1 protein-coding gene is annotated in these 1689 nt (G+C 57.7%); it reads right to left on the reverse strand.

Annotated features, from left to right (window positions below):
• Positions 1–1685: GMC family oxidoreductase N-terminal domain-containing protein (locus EN969_RS30000; RefSeq protein ID WP_063169348.1), on the reverse strand; the 1685-nt coding region annotated here is incomplete at its 3' end.
• Positions 1686–1689: the final 4 nt, after the last annotated feature.

Raw genomic sequence — 1689 nt, forward strand, 5'->3', positions numbered from 1 at the left:
TAGCTCCGTCTGCCGTCTCTCAAGGTTGTGTCGGCCAATTTCTCAGCCACCATAATCGTCGGAATGTTTGTGTTCGCCCGAGGGCAAAATGGCATGACGGAAGCGTCGGCGATCCTCAAACCCAAAATACCATGAACGCGTCCCGACGGATCGGTCACAGCGCCAGGATCCGCGGCTGCCCCCATCCTGCAGGTCGACGTCGGATGCCAACTTGGGATGACGTTCTGGCGAATATACCGATCCAGATGTTTCTCGTCGTTGACGAGATCGGAAATGCTATCCCCATCCGTTATGACGCGCCTAATCAGCCCACGGCGCAGCCGCGGCGACGCGTCCATGAGCAGCGCCAGAAATGACGTGAGTGCATAGTTTGTGCTTGTGACCTTGCTCACCAGCTTCGCTCGCGCATTCAACGCTGACGGAAACGGGTCCAGCGCCACAGAGGACAGCGAATCTTGCTGCAGCAGGCGGACTATGAAGCGAAAGCCCTGCTTGAGGCGCTCGGCGTCCCGCTTGTCGCTCAACCAGTTGAAATCGACCTCCGGCTCTATTTTATGCGAACTACCCTTGAGCGCCACAGTTCCCGTCGAGTAGCTGCGATTGACCCACACGGCGAGAGTGCCGAGGCGCCTCCCCAGCGGGTGCCAGGATGATTTGGCAACAGTCGATATTGCCATATCGGTCGACGGGCAGCCTTCGTAACCCGACGAGTAGCGGGCGTGCATCTGAATATATTCGCTCACGCCGGGTGACAAGCGATCGGCCGGCTTCAAATAGGCCGAAACGCAAATCGTGGGGTGTTCCTGAAGATTCTGGCCCACACCTTTCAAATCTGCAACGATAGGGATTCCGAATTGTACTAATTCCTTCGCGGGGCCGATCCCGGAGCGCATCAATATGGCGGGTGAATGGAGTGCTCCTGCGCACAGGATAACGCAAGAAGCGCTATACGATTGCACGCCCGATTTGTTCTCCGTCTCGACCCCCGTTACCGTTGTTCCCAAAAAGGTCAGCCGCGCAACTGTCGTTTCGGATAAAATCGTTAGATTGCGGCGAGAGCGGACGGTTTCGGGTAAGTACGCCATCGCGGAGGAGACCCGATGACCATTGCGGTTGGTCAATGGGACAACTGAATAGCCATCACCGAATGCACCATTGAAGTCTGGCCTGAAATGAAGCCCCAAAGCATCGTAAGCATCGGAGATTGCCCGGATGAAGCCCGACCAGTCTGATTGGCGCACACGTTTGATTGGCAAGGGGCCGTTCGTGCCATGAAATTCCCCGCCGAAATCCAAATCGCATTCTAGACGACGGAAGTAGGGCAGCACGTCTTCCCAACCCCAGCCCGTTGCACCGCTTGAGGCCCACTCATCGTAATCTCCGGGCCCGCCGCGGTTGGCGACTTGGGCATTGATGCTGGAGCCGCCACCCATGACGCGCGCCTGTTCGTAATGGACAGGCTTGCGGCCACCTCGCACCGTTGTCGCGTGGAGTGACTGCCATCGATAACCGGGATTAAGGTAAGCACGCGTTGGGTCGCCATCCTGGATGTCGTCAGGAATGGCATTCGGCGGCGTATCAGGGCCAGCTTCAATGAGCAGCACGCGAGCGCCATAGGCGGAGAGCCTGCTCGCCATCACGCATCCAGAGGAGCCACCACCCACGACGATATAATCGAAAACCACGCAA

Source organism: Mesorhizobium sp. M7A.F.Ca.CA.003.01.2.1 (assembly GCF_003998945.1).
GTDB classification, from domain to species: Bacteria; Pseudomonadota; Alphaproteobacteria; order Rhizobiales; family Rhizobiaceae; genus Mesorhizobium; species Mesorhizobium ciceri.